The following is a 17,808-nucleotide window of genomic DNA, read 5'->3' on the forward strand; positions in this document are numbered from 1 at the left end:
AAACGTCATGTTGTCTGAGCATACTCAGTTGCATGAATTCAACTGAATTTTCGATTCCAGATCAATGTCACGAGCGATACCGAGCCATATGGATTTCGGACGTTCATTTGGGAACTCCGGGCTGCAAGGCCGAATATTTAGTTGATTTTCTGAAATTCAATGAATCAGAACATCTTTATCTTGTAGGCGACATTATTGACGGTTGGCAACTCAAGAGAGGGTGGTATTGGCGCCAAAGCCATAATGACGTCATTCAAAAAATATTGAGAAAATCCAGGAAAGGTACAAAAGTGATCTATATCGCGGGGAACCACGACGAAGCACTTCGCCCCTTCGCAGGTATGGCATTTGGAGATATCGCAATTGTCGATGAAGCGACGCACGAGCTTCTCGATGGGAGAAAAATCTGGATTACACATGGCGACTTGTTTGACGGGATTATCAAGCATGCCAAGTGGCTCGCTTACTTAGGTGACTCGCTTTATAACTTTATTTTAAAAGTCAACAACACGTTCAACCATTTGCGCCACAAGTTTGGACTGTCTTATTGGTCTCTGTCCCAGTATCTGAAACATCGCGTCAAAAATGCTGTTTCTTTCATTACGCAATTTGAAACTATTCTGACCGAAGAAGCCAAGAGACGTGGTTATGACGGTGTGTTGTGTGGGCATATCCATCGTCCTGAAATTCGTCAAATCAATGGCGTTTTGTATTGCAACGATGGGGATTGGGTAGAAAGTCTTTCGGCCATTGTCGAAACCCACACTGGCGAATTGAAAATCGTTCATTGGCCCTACAGGTCGAGTATTAACAAAAGTGTCGAAGAGGAACTCATTGTATGAGCGCACCTTTATTAGAAATCAAGAATATTTCAAAAACATTCAATAACCATAGTTTTGGTCGCTCAAAATATCTTGCAGTGGATGACGTAAGTTTTTCGATTGCAAAAGGAGAATCTGTTGCTCTTCTCGGCGCTTCCGGATCTGGCAAATCCACACTCATTCGAATGCTTTGCGGCTTGGAGAAAATTGATCCTGGAAGCGGTTCAATTAGCGTGAATGATCGACACCTCTATGAGGATAATAAATTCTCCCCGCAGATCCGTGAAATTCGTAAAACAATAGGCGTTGTATTTCAACAATTCAATTTAGTTGGCCAACTCGACGTCATCACAAACGTACTCATAGGTTGCGTGGCCAATAAATCATTAACGGATGTGTTGCTTAGACGGTTTACCGAAGCTGAAAGAGTTGCAGCGATTGAATGCCTCGACAAGGTTGGTCTGGGCCCTCAAGCCTATCAGCGTGCCTCGACATTATCGGGAGGCCAGCAACAACGGGTTGCCGTGGCTCGCGCACTACTGCGCGGATCAACATTATTGCTCGCGGACGAGCCAGTCGCATCGCTAGATCCCTCCTCTGCGAAAAAAGTCATGGATGTCCTTTTTGGACTCACGCAGGATCTTGGTATGACGCTACTTGTCAGTTTGCATCAGATTTCAATCGCTCAAACATATTGTCACCGCGCTTTGGGAATGCGCAAAGGACGAATGATTTATGACGGCCCCGTAGCAGACCTCACAGCGCACCGATTACAGGATTTATATGGATCGGATGCGCAAGAGATTGTCACTGACTCATATTTAATCAACCCATCAATGTCAGAGAAGTACCCAACATTACTCAGCGCCTAATCTGGAGTTTTTTATGAAAATTCGTCATCTCATCGCTTCCGCCTGCTTGGCAATATCCAGCACGATCGTGCTCGCACAAGAAATCTCATTTGGAATCATCGCGACAGACTCAGCTTCTGCTCAGCGCGAGAAATGGGAACCATTTTTTAAGGATATGGAAAAGAAAACGGGCTTGAAGGTTAAATCATTCTATGCAACTGACTACGCAGGCGTCATCGAAGCCATGCGCTTTAACAAAGTTCAGGTTGCATGGTACGGAAACAAAGCTGCCATGGAAGCAGTTGATCGAGCCAATGGTGAAATCTTTGCCCAATTGATGTACGCCGACGGTAGCTATGGTTATGAGGCCTTATTGATTACGCATAAGGACTCGCCTTACAAAACGCTGGACGACGTATTTAAGAATTCAAAAAATGTGAATTTTGGTATTGGCGACCCAAATTCAACATCAGGATTTCTAGTTCCTACGTATTACGTTTTTTCTGAACGAAAAGTCGATCCCCGGGCGATCTTCAAATCTGTCCGAAACGGCAGTCACGGTGCAAATATTCAGGCGGTCCTGGCCAAGCAACTTGACGTTGCGACCAACAACACCGAAGACATGGGTCGATTAAAGGCGACGAAACCCGAACTGTTCGAACAACTCAGAGTCATCTGGACCAGTCCACTCATACCGAGTGACCCCTTTGTCTGGCGTAAAGATTTGGATCCCGCCATCAAGGAAAAATTACGCACGTTTGTATTGGGATATGCTCAATCAGATGCTCAAGAGAAAGAAATCCTGAAAAATATCTATAACTATGGCGGCTTCAGAGCATCAAACAACGACCAGCTCAAACCCATCCGTCAACTCGAACTCTTCAAAGACCGACAAAAGGTGTTGTCCTCTGCTGGCATGAATCAGGCTGAAAAAGACGCAAAGGTTAAAGAGATCGATCAAGCTCTCGCTAAACTCCAATGACAGCAGAATACGCTCATCAGACTCCACTTGAGCGTGTCAAAGCACGCGCAAGTGCGGGACGACCCGGCCTGGGTTATTACCTAGGCTGGTTTTTCGCGTTCCTGATGCTGGCTTGGGCTTGGCAAGGTGCCGAAATCCGACCTGTTGATTTGATTCGGGATTCCGGAAATATCGTCACACTTGCCAAGGATTTTTTCCCACCTAATTTTCTGGACTGGCGTATCTACCTAAAGGAGATGATTGTCACCGTCCATATCGCCTTTTGGGGAACTCTATTAGCCGTATTAGTTTCAATACCACTGGGATTGCTTTGCGCTTCCAATATTGTTCGGTCGTGGGTATATCAACCTTTACGTCGTGTCATGGACGCGTTGCGTGCCGTCAACGAGATGGTATTCGCATTACTTTTCATCGTCGCAGTCGGCCTTGGCCCTTTTGCAGGCGTACTCGCATTGTTTGTACACACAACCGGAACGCTCAGCAAATTATTTTCCGAAGCTGTTGAAGCGATAGATCCCAGGCCCGTAGAGGGAATCCGCGCGGCTGGTGGTTCAAAACTCGCAGAAATTGTTTTTGGCGTTCTTCCACAAGTTTTGCCAATGTGGATTTCTTTCTGCCTCTACCGATTTGAGTCTAACGTCCGTTCTGCCTCTGTTGTGGGTATGGTCGGCGCAGGTGGAATTGGCGTGATTTTGTATGAAGTGATACGCGGCTTTCAATATGCAGAAACATGTGCTGTTCTGATCATATTAGTTGGAACCGTCACTCTCATTGATGTCATTTCAGCCTATCTGAGGAGTCGTGTGACATGAACGAATTAAAACCAGAAATCTTGTTCAGTATCGGAGCACGCAACAGCTTGCCGAATCTAACTGGGGATAGACCTGTTGTCATCCTGCTACATGCCCACGCAAGCAGGTCCCTAATAGCAGAAATACGTCTCATGTTTGGCTCGCGTCTAAAAGAAATTTTATATTGTCCTGATGGGCTCATGACGATTGATCTCACCGATCGGATGCGAGATCAATTTTGGACACGTCACTCCGGGAGGGATCTTCCCACTCTGATCGCCATCGGAGGCGGAAGCACGCTGGACTTAGCGAAAGCCATGCGCATTGCATTGCCCCCTCATGCGTCTATCCTGAGTGTTTTGGATCGCGCCAATCACATAGAGGACTTTGTCGCCTGCCCTCTCCTGCTGCTGCCAACCACTGCAGGAACTGGCAGCGAAGTCTCTTCCACAGCAACGCTTTGGAATCTGCAAAATGGCTCTAAGCACTCTTTTTTTGGTAGCGCTGCAACTGCAGACTGGGCCGTAATCGACCCTGAACTTTGTTTGACTGCTCCCTGGGTTGTCACGCGCGACAGCGGGGTAGACGCCCTTGCGCACGCTCTTGAGTCAATCTGGAATCGAAAGCGCGTGCCAAAAGCGTTCGCATTCGCGATGTCCGCGGCTCAACAAATTACCCGTGCCTTGCCAGGCCTTGTTGATCATCCTCACGACATCACGCTGAGATCCGACATGAGTCAAGCTGCTCTTTGGGCGGGCCAGGCAATGGCTTTAACCGAGACTGCTCTTGTCCATGCCCTCTCCTATGAGGATACGCTTGTACAGGGCATTTCTCATGGTGAAGCTTGTGCCAAATGGCTTCCCCGGGTCTACAAACTCGCTCGCGAATCGTCTGAAGAACTTGGCATTTATTTACGCGCAGCAATGGAGCCTATCATCAATGATGAATGGGAACTTCAAGAATGGCTTATTCAACTCGGTTATCAGCCTGTTTTACTGAATGATAAGAGTCCAAGCATTGATGCTCGGATTCAGGCAGCTTTAAATTCAACGCGTGGCAAGAATTTTGTGACTGCGGAGCGCCTCTATGCATTCCACTAAATACGATGTGGTCGTAGCGGGAGCAGGCATTGTCGGTTTAGCTCACGCTTGGATGGCTAGCAGAAAAGGCTTGCGAGTCGCGGTCTTAGAAAAAAATCATCGATGCATCGGTGCCTCTGTCAGAAACTTTGGATTTATCACCGTCACCGGGCAACGCGCAGGCGATACGTGGCGACGCGCGATGCGTTCAAGACAGCTATGGGCTGAGGTCGCGCCTAAAGCCGGCATTCCGATTTGCCACCAGGGTCTGATCGTTGTCGGTCAGCGTTTCGAGGCTCTTGAAATCTTGGAATCTTTTCAGCAAACTGAAATGGGACAGGACTGTAGCTTGTTGAGCGCAGAAACTATGTGTCAACGTTTTCCGGAAATCAGGAGCGAGCATGCTCTTGGCGGTCTTTACAGTCCGCAGGAGTTACGCGTCGAGTCCAAAGATGCTATCGGTCAGCTTGCCATGTGGCTCAGTCAAGAAATGGGTGTTGACTTTTTTTTCGGTCATGAACTTCTGGAAATTAATCTTCCCCAGTTACGAACAGCTAGCAATATTTTTCATACTGAAAAACTGATTTTGTGCCCCGGTACTGAACTGAGCGGTATTGCCGAGCCCTATCTAGCACCTCACCGTCTGACTCACACCCAGCTCCAGATGCTAAGGATCCAACCATCACGCCCTCTCCCGCTCCACGCTGCCGTCATGTCAGATTTGAGTCTAGTACGCTATGCGGGATACACCGGGTTAAATTGTCATCAAGCTCTTTTAGATCGACTCTTGCTCGAGGAAAAACCCAGCCTTGACGCTGGCATACACCTGATTGCTGTACAAAGCGAGGATGGTAGCTTAGTTGTAGGCGACTCCCACCACCCCGTTTCGGATGTTGAGCCATTTGCTCAAGAATCTGTCGACATGCTTATCCTCGACCAACTCCAACGCACCATTCTTCTGGATGAATATCGCGTCACGCATCGTTGGACCGGAAAATATCCAGTCGACCAGACAGACAATGATGCGCTGATCATTTCACCTAATAATGATATTCGCGTGGTAAGCGTGATCAGCGGAACTGGGGCAAGCACAGCCTTTGGGATTGCCGAAGAAGTTATCGATCAATGGGGAATATGAATTGACTAATCACGTTTATAAAAATCCAAGTATTAGCGCGGTTGTATTCGACTGGGCGGGTACGATTATCGATTTTGGCAGTCATGCGCCTATGCAAGCTTTTGTACGACTGTTTGGAGAATACGGGATCGAGCTCAGCATCGAAGACGCCCGAGGTCCGATGGGGTTGCCCAAATGGAAACATATCCATGCACTTGGAAATCTTCCCCACATAAATCAGCAGTGGCAACAAAAATTCAATCGTCCCTTTACCGATAAAGACACAGACGAGCTCTACGCTATTTTTACCCCGATGAACGCTGCTTCAGTTATGGATCACTCTCAGCTGATTCCTGGATTCTTGTCAACGCTTGAAATCTTGAGAACCCAAGGGATTAAGGTCGGAACAACCACTGGCTACAACAGAGAGATCATGAATGTTGTCTTACCACTTGTTAAAGAACAAGGTTTTACGCCCGACAACCTGGTGTGTGCCGATGATTTGCCAGAATCACGTCCCAGCCCTTTAGGCATGTATCAATGCTTTTTAGATCTTAATGTCTGGCCAGCGACATCGGTTATCAAAGTTGACGATACCGTGCCTGGTCTGCTTGAGGGATACAACAGTGGTTGCTGGACAGTTGGAGTCATTGCGAGTGGCAACGAAGTCGGCCTGACGCACGAAGAATGGCACAGTCTAAATGAAGATGAAAAAAATTTGATCCGGACTCAAGTATCCGAGAAACTTTCAAAAGGGAAACCCAATTTTCTAATTGATACCGTTGCTGATTTACCCAAAATTCTCAAGGAAATCGATACGCTACGGTTAAAGTCACATTACGAGTCAGCCGAATGAAGACAATAGAAAGGCTCTTTCATGAGTCAGGCCACATTCAATATGCGGGCGAGGCCGTGACCCAACTGGAGCATTCTTTACAGACCGCGATGTTGGCACTAGAGGCTGAGTCCTCCGTCGAACTTATCACCGCAGCGCTTCTGCATGATATTGGTCATTTATTAAACCTTAGGGGCGACACCCCAAGCATGAGAGGCATAGATGACCAGCACCAATATTTTGCGGCTCATTTCCTAAAAGACTTATTCCCCCCTAGTGTCTGCCTACCCATACGCATGCATGTAGACGCCAAAAGAGCGCTTTGCGCATTGGACAGCATGTATTATGAAAAACTGTCTGAAGACTCCAGGCGCAGTTTGTCACTTCAAGGCGGTGCATTGAATTCGACCCAGCTGAATGATTTCATTGAAAGCCCATATTCAGATGACGCTTTGAAACTCAGAGCTTGGGACGATCAAGCCAAAATTTCTGGAAAAAAAACGCTATCTCTTCATTATTTTCTCGAAATGGCGAGAACCATCGCGCGATGAAAAAACGCCCCAAAAGGGGCGTTTGCAATCGCATCATCACCGCTGAAGATCAGTCAGGTTTGATGTTGTTTTCCTTGATCACCTTGGACCAGCGATCCATTTCGGACTGGGTAAAGGCAGCCAGCGCTTCTGGTGTACTGGCCTTGAGGTTCATGCCCTGTGTCTCGGTCAACTGTTTGTAAACATCTGGCTGCTTGGTAATTTTGACCATTTCAGCATTCAGCTTGTCAATAATTGCCTTGGGAGTACCGGCAGGCGCGTAAACCGCCCACCAGGCTTCAGCGGAAAAGCCCTTGAATCCCTGCTCTGCCATGGTGGGGACGTCTGGCAACGAAGGAGCCCGGGTCTCGCTCGTCACAGCCAAAGCACGCATCTTGCCACTGCGGATGTGGTTGCCCAGCACAGCGATGGAGCCGATACCGCCATCGATCTGGCTGCCCATGATGTCGATAGACATTGGACCGCCACCTTTGTAGGGGACGTGCACAACCTTAAAGCTGCCGTCTTTCTGGAGCAACGTCATCGCCAGATGGCCTAGGCTGCCGCTACCGACTGAACCATAGCTCAGCGTGTCGGGTTTAGCTTTGGCGGCGTTGACGTAGTCAGTGAAGGTTTTGTAGGGCTTGGAAGGAGATGTCGCAAACGCCATCGGAGCAGTCCCCACCAGCATGACGGGTGTCAAGTCCTTGATGGTGTCGTACGTCATCTTGGGCAACAAATAGGGGTTGGTCGCATGCGTGTCAAAGACGAACACAAACGTGTAGCCATCCGCAGGCGCTTTCGCGACATAACCTGTTCCAATTGAACCCGAGGCGCCCGTACGGTTCTCAACGATGAACTGCTGGCCCAACGCTTCGGACAGTTTGGCAGCGAACAAACGAGCAAGCGGATCAACAGAGCCGCCTGGAGGGAACGGGGAAACAAAAGTCACTGGCTTGGTCGGCCATTGTTGTGCGGATGCAATCGGGGAGGCTGCGACAGCCAACACACCCAGGGCGAATCCGACATGACGAATGAGTTTATTTACCACTTTTAACTCCTTGCTCAATTTGATTTGAAAGCACTATCAGCTTTCCTGAATTGTTAGTTTATACCCATAAGCGTGCTGAACGACTACCGATTAACCCTAGGTTGATGCGGTTATCCTTATGATGTTTATGGTTTTTTTAAACGGACTCATTTTGACAACATCTATGCCTTCGATAGGTCTGGCGCTCGGTAGCGGCGCGGCAAGAGGTTGGGCACATATCGGCGTGCTGCGCGAACTTGAGCGCGCCGGTATCTCTGCCCAGATTGTGTGTGGCACATCGATCGGAGCGCTCGTCGGTGCCGCTTACGCAGCGGGTCAGCTCGAACGCATGCACAACTGGGTCAACACACTAGACTGGCAAGCCGTGATCAACCTGATCGATCTGAGGATGGGTGGGGGTCTGATCGAAGGCAGCAAATTGGTCGACTTTTTCAACAAGCAATTCAATGATCAGGGCATCGAACATCTTGCAAAGAAATTTGCCTGCGTTGCGACGGACCTCGCCAACGGCAATGAAGTTTGGTTAAAAGAAGGAAAGGTCATCGAGGCCGTGCGAGCATCGATCGCCCTGCCTGGCTTATTTACTCCGCAAATGAAGGACGGACGCCTACTGGTCGATGGCGGTCTCGTCAATCCCATCCCGGTCTCCCTATGCAGGGCGATGGGTGCGCAAATCGTCATCGCGGTGGATTTGAACTGGAATCTGGTCGGCAGACGAAGCCGGATTTCGGGGGATGGCAATGAACACCCGGCACAGTCTGTGAGCACACCTTCGCTCACCAGCAATGTAGTGGAAGCCATTCTTGGTAGATTCAGACCCACTAGCAGAAACCCACAGAGCGCAGGAAATGGTTCTGACCTACCCTCGATGCTCGATGTGCTCACGACAAGCCTAAACATCATGCAACTTCAAATTTCTGAAGGCAGGCTTGCGCACGAACCCGCGGATTTGATGATTCGCCCGGATTTGGCCGACATCGCCGCGATGGATTTTCATCGGGGCGGTCATGCCATTGAGGCGGGCGAAAAAGCAGCGAGAGACATGCTACCCGCTCTCAGAAAGCTTTTGAACCTTGACGCAAAGTCCTAAACCAGCTTTTCCAAGCTCTTGGCAAAAATCACGTTTTTGTTCACAAAAGCCTCATGATTATTTTCGACTGAATCTAATTCGTAGAGGTAGTTGACCATCAGGCTGCTGGACTGGGCCACGCCCTTTTTCGATAAATCTGCCGCCCAATTGATGTTGTAGAGCTGGGCGCCGTTGGAGAGATGGAACTTTGCCACGGCGTCACCCTCTTTGTTGCAAGTTTCTTGCGTCAGGTAAATAAAACACAAACGCATAAGTGCAGCTTTTTCCTCCTCGTTCGCATTCAAGCTGGACCAACCCGCGGCAAGTGTCTTGGCCCATGGTTGGCCTTTTGCACGCAGTAGTTTGAAGGAATCAGCGACTTTCGCGCGCTTGGCAGGCGTCAGGTCATATTGCTCAGCGTTGACACCGGAGTCCAGCCATTTGGTAAAGCCCGGAATGGGCGAAAGCGTACAGAATGTTTTGACCGAGGGAATTTCTTGCTGAATTTTTTCCGCGACCCGCTTGATCAGGAAGTTTCCGAGCGACACGCCTTTGAGACCAGGCTGACAGTTGCTGATTGAGTAAAAAATTGCGGTTTTAAACTTTTTAGGCTCAAGTGGCTCTGCTTTTTTATCGAGCAATGATCCAACCTCCCGCGCGATCGCGGGAACCAGGGCAACCTCGACAAAAATCAGCGGTTCGCCGGGTAACTGTGGATGAAAAAACGCAAAACACCGGCGGTCTGGTTGCAATCGTCTGCGCAGATCGTCCCAGCCATCGATGGCATGAACTGACTCGTGTTTGATGATTTTTTCGAGCAGGATCGCGGGTGAAGACCAGGTGATCTCGTGCAATTCAAGAAATCCGGGATTAAACCAGGAGCTAAAAACATGCTGAATATCCGAATCAACGGACTTGAGTCCGGGATGCGCTTTCAAGTGACCCAGTAAACGTTCGCGCATCTGGACGATGGCATGGGTTCCCCCTACCCCGCGATTCAGACGCCTCAGCAACTCTTGGCGGGCAGGTTCAACCGTCCGAAACAAATTGCTCAGACTCGTATGGTCGGGTTTATCCGCATATCGCTGGGCAGCCGCCAGTACGGCACGGGGGTCGGGACTAAAACTTGCCGCCATAAACTCAAAAAAACTGAGTTGATCCGCGCGATCCAGTGAATGAAAAGTCTCCAGTAACTTGGTTGCCATACTTTGAGCATTGGTTTCGCCTTTCTCTGAGAGAAGATGCAAGGCTGTCTTTTTGGCCAGCTCTAATGAGCGACCCTTGATAAACCGTTCAAACATCAGGCAATTCTCCGAATTTTGGCGTCAAATTCAAGTTAACATGATTTACAAGACTATCGATTCTTTCCATATGTGTCCAAAGACAAAATACCGTCATACGTTCTGATGCGTGATCCAACCCTTCCTTTTAAAAAAAGAACCGGGCTCAAACTGCTTGCAAGCCACGCAAGCTTATTGGTGTGTGCGGCGCTCCTGAATGCGTTTGTTTTTGTTTCTCACGCATCAGCCCAGTCCACCACGCGTGAAGACGCCCCACCCGTGTATCTGGGTTTCGATGGCGCATATGGTCAAAAAACCAATACTGCAGCCGGTGCGATTGAATTTGGTTTGCGTCAGGCGATCGAAGACATCAATGCCAACGGTGGCGTACTGGGTGGTCGGCCGCTGAAGTTGCTCACCACGGATAACAAAGGTGTCACCGCCCGCGGCAAAGACAATTTCATTGAACTGGCTCAACAAAAAGATATGGTGACTGTCTTTGGTGGTAAGTACAGCCCCATTACAGTTGAGTCCCTCAAAGAAGCCCACCGATTGCGCATGCCGATCATCAGCGTCTGGGGCTCCGCCGATCAAATTACTGATAGCGGTTACGACCCCTCTTACGCTTTCAGAGTGTCCCTCAAAGACAGCTGGGGTGTCACTGCGATGATCAAGCGCATCGTTACGCAATTAAAAGTATCGACTGCTTGCGCAATTTTGCCCAACACCGCCTGGGGCCGCTCGTCAGACGCCGTGATCAAAAATCAGGCAGCCGACCTGGGATTGGCCGTACCTGTGATCCGCTGGTACAACTGGGGTGACAGCAGTTTCGAGGCATCGTATGCCCAATGCTTGAAAAACGAAGCCCGCGCGTTGCTATTTGTTGGTAATGAGCGCGAAGCTGCCATCCTGATCAAGGAAATCGCCCGGCGTCCAAAGAGTGAACGCTTGCCGGTTATTGCCCACTGGGGCACCGTAGGCGGCATTCTCCATGAGCTAGTCGGGCAAGACCTCAACGAGGTCCGCTTTGAGGTGATCCAGACTTTCACTTTTGTCAACAACACGAGACCATTAGCGGTCAAACTCGCCAACGCCGCAATGAAGGCGGGCGGTTATAAAAATGTCGCAGATATCCCGAGTCCGGTTGGCATTGCACAAGCCTATGATGCGGCGCGTCTGGTCGCACTTGCGGTGGATATCGCGCAAAGCACGCGTGGCGAGGACGTACGCGCAGCGCTCGAGAAACTTCCGACCTACGATGGAGCGATTAAAAAATACGCGCCTGCATTTACGTCCACTCGACATGACGCACTCGACGCCTCCTCCGTGATTTTCGTCAAACTCACACCTGAGGGTGGTCTTGTACCGTTGCCCTAAGATGACACGAATCAAATATTCTCTGCAAGAACAGATAGAAAACAAACTGATTCGAATTGTCGGTTGGTCCCTGTCGTTCATGGCATTGACAATTCTCACGATCGCGATCGTGAGCTTGTATATTTACCGTGTCAATAAACTCGAACACGCACAAGAACTGGTCAAAACCAAGGTGAGTACTGAGGTTTCGGGAACAATCCGGGATGCGACTGCTCTGGCGGGATCTTCACTATTGTGGACTGCGCTGACTGACTCAACTGGACGAGAAGCCTACCTGGAACCACTGCTACTGAAAATCAACCAAAGTGTGATCCATAAAATAGAACTTCTGGATTACCGCGGTCGCCCTGTGATCGACAGTCGCACAATTTCATTAGAAAACCCTAAGGTCCAAGCAGTCATCCAGGAAACAGTGCAATCGAGTCAGCCCCGCTATGCGATGCAGACCCTCGATCGGCATCAAAGCACTCTTTTTACGACCGTCGTGGTCAATGCTCCTTTTTCAGATTCGCCTCTTGGATTTTTACTGATCAGTTTTGACCTGAGTAAGCTTGTCGAAACACTGGGATTGCCGCCAGACGTTGCCGTCCACCTTGGCACCCAGAACATGCCATCCACGCCATCCAGAGAGGACTTCTGGCTGCAGCACGCTCATATTGATTTCACGGTGAACAGTCCAAACCAAAAGATTGAACTCAATGTCACAGTCGAGCAATCCGCCCTCTACTCATTCCTGATCATCGTATCTGGTTTTCTTTTGATGCTCTCGGCTGGTTGGTTATTGCTGCATCAACTCAAAAAATGGTCTATCTCGTTTGCACGATCGACGACGATGCGACTGAACTCTCTGCTCGAACGCGCAAGAGAGATTGTCGCAGGCAAAGAAGTAAACATTGAAAGCGATGGTCATAACGATGAAATATCCTCCCTTTTTCAGTCTTTGCAGCAAATTCTGAGTTCACAACAGTCGCTCAACAAACAGCTTTTAACGTTTTCGAGAATTTTTGATCATGCCGCCGAGGCCATCATGGTCACCGATATGGAAGGTCACATCATTGATGTGAATCCAGCTCTTCTCAAAATGACAGGCCATCAGAAGGAGAACCTTCTGGGACAGCAATCCGGCATGCTCTACAGAGATGTGAACAATGCGCCCATCAGCGACGGATCATCCCAAAGTCATATTGCCCAAAGTATTGAACGAACCGGTGAGTGGAGAGGGGAAACATATTTCAAAGATGCCCGCGGCCAACTCATTCCTGTCATGCTGTCCGCATCTAGGCTACGTGCCGAGAATGGGAAAAACTTGGGCAATGTCGCCCTATTCTCTGACATTAGCCCGATCAAACAAGCTGAAAGCCAATTACGCGAACTGAGTTACAACGATCAACTGACCGGACTGCCCAATTATCGAGCGTTCGTCGATCACATCACGCCTTTATTTGATCATCCCGATAAAAACTTTTCTTGCACGCTGCTTTTCATCGATCTTGATAACCTCAAGATGATCAACGACAAGTATGGACACGAAGAGGGTGATCTAGCCATCACTAAACTCAGCGAATATCTTGATACGAGTTTGCCCCCAGGGACTTTTCTTTGCCGTCGTTCAGGTGACGAGTTTATCGCGCTGATACAAAACACCCAGAACATGCCTTTCCTTGTCAGGGACCTGCGGCAAATGTCACACGCTTTTACACTCGATGCAGGGATCAGTGAGCCTCGACTGATCCAGACGAGCTTTAGTGCGGGCGCAGCAAGCTACCCTGCAGACGCCCAAGACTTGAATGGATTACTGACAGCCGCGGACATGGCGCTGCGTGTCGCCAAAGAGACTGGACGCTCGCAACTTGTCTGGTACAGCAAGCATATTCAGGCCCGCGCCCAACGTCTGAACACCGTTCATGAAAAACTTACCGACGCACTCAAACGTGGACTGATTGTGCCTCACTATCAGCCCTGCGTTGATCTTGCCACAGGTCGGATCATCGGATTTGAAGCGCTGGCCAGATGGACGGACTCTGAGCTAGGTCCTATGTCTCCCGAAGAGTTTATCTCGATTGCTGAGCAAACCAACCTGATCAACGCTGTGACGGTTGCAATTCTGGACAGGGTGTTAGCTGACAAACCAAAAATCCATGCCCGCTTTGCACATGCCTCGATTGCGGTCAACATCTCCCCGCATTTTTTCGTCAAACGTGAAATCACGACCTTTTTCTCCGATCGTCTGGAGGTCAATGATGATTGTCTGGACGGGATTGTTCTGGAGCTCACCGAGTCCGAACTCTCCCACAATACACAGTCAATCCAGCTTCACATCCAATTGCAAATGCTCATAGGCATGGGTTTGAAATTGGCGATTGATGACTTTGGCAAGGGTTATTCATCCTTGTCACGACTGGGCAATTTGCCTTTCCAAAAGCTCAAAATCGATCGTTCCTTTGTGCGTGATATCGAAGATCGTGCCAATCAGAAAATCGTCAAAAGTATCATTGCGCTAGGCTCGTCTCTCAGCCTTGAAATCATCGCAGAAGGCGTTGAGACCGAATACCAGCGTGAGGAACTGCTTAATAATGGCTGTCGCCTCGGTCAAGGTTACTTGTTTTCAAAAGCGATACCACTGGCAGAGATACTCAAGCTTGACGAATATATAGAGCCCTTAGAACAAGACTCAGCCAGAAATGGACTCAGCCAGAAATGGACTCAGCCAGAAGTGGACTCAACCAGAAGTGGACCTAACCTCTAGGTGCTTCGACTACGCACGCAGTTACGTCCAGAGCGTTTGGCCTCATACAGGGCTTCATCAGCAACGCGATAGAGTTGTTTGAAATCGGTGCCTGTCATCTTAGGTGCTGTCGCAATGCCCACGCTTACCGTAATCGGTACGGTCAAGATACCGCTTTCCCGTTTGAGCGTGACAGGCATAGACTCGGTTGCCACTCTGATTTTTTCAGCCACAATCACGGCGCTCTTTTGATTGGTTCTTCCAAGTACGGCGACAAACTCCTCGCCACCGATGCGCACAAGCATATCCGAGGATCTGATTTGTTCAAGCCAGCGTCGCGCAAGCTCCTTGAGCACTTCGTCTCCAACCTCATGTCCCCAGGTGTCATTCACGAATTTGAAATGATCCAAATCCAACATCAAGACCGAAATAGGCGCATCAGCCACATCAGGCTGACACTGTAACTGCTCGAGAAACTGATCAAGTCCGCGGCGATTGGCAAGATGCGTGAGTGGGTCCAGGTTGAGATCAGTACGTAAAGCACTGTTTATGCGCTCCAAGGATTCGCGCTGTTTACGCTCACGCTCGAAACGCTCGGAAATCTCGATCGCTTTGGTGATGTCGCTATACAACGCCGTGTAGTGCAAAACCTTGCCCCACTGATCACGATAGGGAATGATCGTCGCATTGACCCAGATCAGATGACCGCTTTTGGTTTTATTACGAAACGTACCCTTCCAGATTTCTCCCCTTGTGATGGTGCTCCAGAGTCCTTGATAAAACTCGGCGGATTGCATATGACTATTGAAAATACGGTGATTCTTACCAAGGACTTCTTCAAGGGTATAGCCTGTCACTGTTAAGAACGGCTCATTGGCCTCGATGATCGAACCCTCGAGATCTGAGCGCGTCATCATCACGTGCGCGGTAATTCCTCTCAACAAATTATTTGAGTAGGTGACCGCTTTTTCATAGCGTCGATACCAACTGTAGATAAACCAGAACAAAATCGAAAACGCTCCCGCCAATGCAAGCGTAATCTGGAGTAGCTCTTTTTTCTCCTCAATCAAAGGCGCACTCAGGACTTGGCGATTCGAAATCGTGACAAATATCTTTGGATGCTGACTCGTCGCGCGATAAACCACCAGAAACTGATTATTTTTTCCAAAATTAAAATAACCAATTTGCCTGTTTTCAACACGCGACAACAACTCGGCGGCTAACTTTTCCTGATCGATTTCTTGCGAATGATGGGATAACAACACCTTACCCTTGTAATCCAGCAATGCGATCTCAGTATCCTCGTGGTGCCCGAGGCGTTCCCACAAGTTTTCAAAGAGTCCAAGGTTGACCGTTGCCACCCAGATCATGGCTTGACCCTCTTTTTTGAACGCAAGCGAAGCAAGCATCAGTTTTTGTGTCGTAGAGGGCTTTTGCGAGACGAGATCATAGATGTCCCGATAAGGCTGGACGGGAGACAAAAGCGGCGCAGGCACATCCACCGCAGCAGCTTGATCAATATTGAAACCGAATATCGACTCGCGTACAGCCAGTCCAATGTTTTCCGGGTTTGAACTCGCGAGGACTTTTCCCTGACGATCCAGCAAAGATAAGCTCCGCACCGAGCGGTCTTCGTCTATCAGTTTGGTTAATTCACCGGGGTCTATGCTTGCAGGGTTACCTGGCAAAACCTCCGAGAGGGCTTGCACCAGGACAAGTTTGCTAAAGACTCCTGCAAACGAACGATCGATATGATCGTCAAGCACAAGTGCTTTAGTGGTCGAGGAATGGATCAGGTTGCGCTCGAAAGCAACTTCGGCGCGATGCCCGGCATACAGGTAAAAACTCAACAACAGTAAAAGCAGTGTCAACCAAACCAGCAGAAATAGATTTCGTGCGACACGCGGCCGAAGAGCTAGTGTCTGGTTGGGTTCCAACGTTTAATCCTTGACGAGGATCGGCAGCAGATTATTTCGTTTGGCAGCAGCTTCGAGACTACCATCTGATTTTGCTTTACTCAGGAAAGCGTTGATTTCCGCCAGCCATTTCGCTTCACCCTTTTTGACCGCATACGCATAATCGGTCAATTCCCAGGGCTTGGTGGGCGCGATCACACGTGCCCAATCGGTGTTGAGTAACATGCGCTGACTGTAAGGAAAATCTGTCGCAAACGCATCCGCACGACCCAACTCGACCTCTTTTTCGCGCTCGCCTGGAGCAGTGGTGACTTTCAGCTTGGCATGTTTGAGATTTTTAGCGAGAAAATTTTCCATCAAGGTGCCCTTTTGCACCGCGATCACAATCCCTGGCTGATCGATGTCATCTATTTTATGAATGACTTTGTTCGATCTTGTCGTGACGAACATAATATCGCTGCGTAAATACGGCGCCGAAAAATCCACCAACTTCTGACGATCAGGCGTCACACCCACACCCATCATCGCGATGTCACAGACCCCTGACTCGACATCTTGCATCACCTTGGCAAAATTTGTCAGTACGTACTTAAGTTTGACACTCAAATAGGCAGCGAAGGCTGCAGACATATCAATATCGATGCCCTGCAAACTGCGTGTCTTGGGATTTTGATAGCTGATACCGAAATATTCGGGCCAGATACATACCTTGAGCTCACCGCTTTTCCTGACCTCGGACAACACATCCGCACGCGCAGTCGCCGTCAGACAGGCACCGATCAGGGCAACGACCCAACATAACTTGTGAATCTTCGTTTTCATGGCCGCCAGCGTGATCAATCCAGACGCAAGTCGCTGGTGTAAACACTCAGACGGTCTGCGATCGCCATGCCTTTTAGTAACTTGTCTTCCGCAATGGATAGCAATTTGAGCTTGTGTGCGTCGAACTGCGCGAGAGGATCTTCTTGAAGGCTATCCGGATCAATATCCTCGAGCGCCTCGAAAGTGAAATGACACTGGATCTTGCGTCCATCGACATGCGCCAAGAACAATACGCCGTCATCCTCGGCCCGGACGGCTGGTCCAATGAATTCAATTTTCATGCCTTGTCACCCCCGGGCGCACATTTGTTAAGTAAAGTTTTGGAGTACGCGCGTACACCTTCGTTGCAACCAATTACGCAACTAAGTATAACTGAGATAATTGTAACCAAACTATACATAATCGTATTTTATGAAATTAGTTACATTTAAAGAAAAGGTGGTTTCAAGTACGAAGTGCAACTTTGATTAATTGGGCGGGTTGGCTGAGAGTGTTCTAGCATCTCAGATTTCCAGACCGCCAAGTCAAAGTCACCTTATGAGCTACAAACATCTCAGCCAAA

16 protein-coding genes are annotated in these 17,808 nt (G+C 49.1%); 11 read left to right on the plus strand and 5 right to left on the minus strand.

The window, feature by feature from the left end; translation table 11 throughout:
• Positions 1-32 precede the first annotated feature (32 nt).
• The 8 genes from QWY30_RS12285 to QWY30_RS12320 all read left to right on the plus strand — a co-directional run bounded on the left by QWY30_RS12285 (position 33) and on the right by QWY30_RS12320 (position 7,027).
• Positions 33-842: a UDP-2,3-diacylglucosamine diphosphatase gene (locus QWY30_RS12285; RefSeq protein ID WP_290241454.1), complete on the plus strand. Its 810-nt coding sequence runs from the start codon at positions 33-35 to the stop codon at positions 840-842.
• Entirely contained in the window at positions 839-1,693 is an 855-nt protein-coding gene (locus QWY30_RS12290) for a phosphonate ABC transporter ATP-binding protein (RefSeq protein WP_290241456.1), read from the plus strand. The genes QWY30_RS12285 and QWY30_RS12290 overlap by 4 nt, the downstream gene beginning before the upstream one ends.
• A gap of 13 nt (positions 1,694-1,706) precedes the next feature.
• Entirely contained in the window at positions 1,707-2,654 is a 948-nt protein-coding gene (phnD, locus tag QWY30_RS12295) for a phosphonate ABC transporter substrate-binding protein (protein WP_290241458.1), read from the plus strand.
• Complete coding sequence (phnE, locus tag QWY30_RS12300) at positions 2,651-3,466, plus strand: phosphonate ABC transporter, permease protein PhnE (RefSeq protein WP_290241460.1); 816 nt, start codon at positions 2,651-2,653, stop codon at positions 3,464-3,466. Before phnD ends, phnE begins: the two co-directional genes overlap by 4 nt.
• A gap of 179 nt (positions 3,467-3,645) precedes the next feature.
• Complete coding sequence (locus QWY30_RS12305) at positions 3,646-4,545, plus strand: iron-containing alcohol dehydrogenase (RefSeq protein WP_290241462.1); 900 nt, start codon at positions 3,646-3,648, stop codon at positions 4,543-4,545.
• Positions 4,532-5,662 carry a TIGR03364 family FAD-dependent oxidoreductase gene (locus tag QWY30_RS12310; protein ID WP_290241463.1) on the plus strand — a complete coding sequence of 377 codons (1,131 nt, stop codon included), beginning with the start codon at positions 4,532-4,534 and terminating at the stop codon, positions 5,660-5,662. The genes QWY30_RS12305 and QWY30_RS12310 overlap by 14 nt, the downstream gene beginning before the upstream one ends.
• A 1-nt stretch (position 5,663) precedes the next feature.
• Entirely contained in the window at positions 5,664-6,497 is an 834-nt protein-coding gene (gene phnX, locus QWY30_RS12315) for a phosphonoacetaldehyde hydrolase (protein ID WP_290241465.1), read from the plus strand.
• Positions 6,494-7,027 carry a phosphonate degradation HD-domain oxygenase gene (locus tag QWY30_RS12320; RefSeq protein WP_290241467.1) on the plus strand — a complete coding sequence of 178 codons (534 nt, stop codon included), beginning with the start codon at positions 6,494-6,496 and terminating at the stop codon, positions 7,025-7,027. The genes phnX and QWY30_RS12320 overlap by 4 nt, the downstream gene beginning before the upstream one ends.
• A 49-nt stretch (positions 7,028-7,076) precedes the next feature.
• On the opposite strand, the gene QWY30_RS12325 is transcribed toward QWY30_RS12320, so the two are convergent.
• Positions 7,077-8,057, minus strand: coding sequence for a tripartite tricarboxylate transporter substrate binding protein (locus QWY30_RS12325; protein WP_290241470.1), 981 nt, complete (start codon positions 8,055-8,057; stop codon positions 7,077-7,079).
• 163 nt (positions 8,058-8,220) lie between these two features.
• On the opposite strand from QWY30_RS12325, the gene QWY30_RS12330 reads away from it, so the two are divergent.
• Positions 8,221-9,147: a patatin-like phospholipase family protein gene (locus tag QWY30_RS12330; protein ID WP_290241472.1), complete on the plus strand. Its 927-nt coding sequence runs from the start codon at positions 8,221-8,223 to the stop codon at positions 9,145-9,147.
• Here the strand turns inward: QWY30_RS12330 and QWY30_RS12335 are convergent.
• The gene (locus QWY30_RS12335) at positions 9,144-10,427 is read right to left on the minus strand and encodes a malonyl-CoA decarboxylase (protein WP_290241474.1); all 1,284 of its coding nucleotides are present in this window, start codon (positions 10,425-10,427) and stop codon (positions 9,144-9,146) included. The two genes, QWY30_RS12330 and QWY30_RS12335, sit on opposite strands and share 4 nt — an antisense overlap.
• A gap of 105 nt (positions 10,428-10,532) precedes the next feature.
• Between QWY30_RS12335 and QWY30_RS12340 the strand changes: the two genes are divergently transcribed.
• Both QWY30_RS12340 and QWY30_RS12345 read left to right on the plus strand, forming a co-directional pair.
• Positions 10,533-11,783, plus strand: a complete 1,251-nt coding sequence (locus tag QWY30_RS12340) for an ABC transporter substrate-binding protein (RefSeq protein WP_290241476.1) — start codon at positions 10,533-10,535, stop codon at positions 11,781-11,783.
• A 79-nt stretch (positions 11,784-11,862) separates the two neighbouring features.
• Positions 11,863-14,529, plus strand: a complete 2,667-nt coding sequence (locus QWY30_RS12345) for a putative bifunctional diguanylate cyclase/phosphodiesterase (RefSeq protein ID WP_290241478.1) — start codon at positions 11,863-11,865, stop codon at positions 14,527-14,529.
• Here QWY30_RS12345 and QWY30_RS12350 read toward each other — a convergent pair.
• From QWY30_RS12350 to QWY30_RS12360, 3 genes are read right to left on the minus strand one after another with little or no spacing between them, the layout of a single operon-like run.
• Positions 14,526-16,445, minus strand: coding sequence for a diguanylate cyclase (locus tag QWY30_RS12350; RefSeq protein ID WP_290241480.1), 1,920 nt, complete (start codon positions 16,443-16,445; stop codon positions 14,526-14,528). The genes QWY30_RS12345 and QWY30_RS12350 overlap by 4 nt on opposite strands.
• A 3-nt stretch (positions 16,446-16,448) precedes the next feature.
• The gene (locus tag QWY30_RS12355) at positions 16,449-17,246 is read right to left on the minus strand and encodes a substrate-binding periplasmic protein (protein ID WP_290241481.1); all 798 of its coding nucleotides are present in this window, start codon (positions 17,244-17,246) and stop codon (positions 16,449-16,451) included.
• Positions 17,247-17,260: 14 nt separating this feature from the next.
• Positions 17,261-17,527, minus strand: coding sequence for a DUF1488 family protein (locus tag QWY30_RS12360; RefSeq protein WP_290241484.1), 267 nt, complete (start codon positions 17,525-17,527; stop codon positions 17,261-17,263).
• Between the last annotated feature and the right edge of the window lie 281 nt (positions 17,528-17,808).

This window comes from Zwartia panacis (assembly GCF_030410395.1).
Taxonomy (GTDB): Bacteria; Pseudomonadota; Gammaproteobacteria; order Burkholderiales; family Burkholderiaceae_B; genus Zwartia; species Zwartia panacis.